1 protein-coding gene is annotated in these 1,009 nt (G+C 58.3%); it reads left to right on the top strand.

The genetic code is table 11. The features are described from left to right. Nucleotides 1-95: 95 nt before the first annotated feature. Nucleotides 96-1,009: RNA polymerase sigma factor region1.1 domain-containing protein (locus tag ACRESJ_RS34360; RefSeq protein ID WP_431761858.1), on the top strand; the 914-nt coding region annotated here is incomplete at its 3' end.

The raw sequence follows: 1,009 nt of genomic DNA, 5'->3' as shown, positions 1-1,009 counted from the left end.
ATCAAACCCGACCTCAACTGGCGCGTGAGGTCATAGCTCAGGTATAATCCTCGGCTTGTTTTTTGCCCGCCAAGACCTTCAGTGGATAGGGTGTTATGTCCGGAAAAGCGCAACAGCAGTCTCGTATCAAAGAGTTGATCACACTTGGTCGTGAGCAGGGCTACCTGACTTACGCGGAGGTCAACGACCACCTGCCGGAGGATATTTCAGATCCGGAACAGGTGGAAGACATCATCCGCATGATCAATGACATGGGGATCAACGTATTCGAGGTTGCGCCAGATAAGGATTCCCTTATGCTGGCCGACGCCGATACCGACGAAGCCGCAGCCGAAGAGGCCGCTGCAGCGTTGGCTGCGGTCGAGACCGACATTGGTCGCACTACCGACCCGGTGCGCATGTACATGCGCGAAATGGGTACGGTGGAGCTCCTCACACGTGAAGGCGAAATCGAAATCGCCAAGCGTATTGAAGAGGGCATCCGTGAAGTGATGAGCGCAATCGCGCACTTCCCTGGCACGGTTGATCATATTCTCTCCGAGTACACCCGTGTCACCACCGAAGGTGGTCGCCTGTCCGACGTCCTGAGCGGTTATATCGACCCGGACGACGGCATTGCGCCGCCTGCGGCAGAAGTGCCGCCGCCGATTGACGCGAAAGCCGTCAAGGCGGATGACGATTCCGACGACGAAGACGGTGAAGCCTCGGATGACGAGGAAGAAGCCGAAAGCGGTCCGGATCCGATCATCGCCGCCCAGCGTTTTGGCGCTGTGGCCGATCAGATGGAAATCACCCGCAAGGCTCTGAAAAAGCACGGTCGTCACAACAAGGCAGCGATTGCCGAGTTGCTGGCCCTGGCCGACCTGTTCATGCCGATCAAACTGGTGCCGAAGCAATTCGAAGCCCTGGTCGAGCGTGTTCGCAGCGCCCTGGATCGCCTGCGTCAGCAAGAGCGCGCAATCATGCAGCTCTGCGTTCGTGATGCGCGCATGCCGCGTGCAGACTTCCT

Source organism: Pseudomonas sp., from assembly GCF_050739655.1.
In the GTDB taxonomy this organism is placed as follows: Bacteria; Pseudomonadota; Gammaproteobacteria; order Pseudomonadales; family Pseudomonadaceae; genus Aquipseudomonas.
Note: the sequence above shows the minus strand (reverse complement) of the source record. Positions and strands in the feature narration are given on the sequence as shown.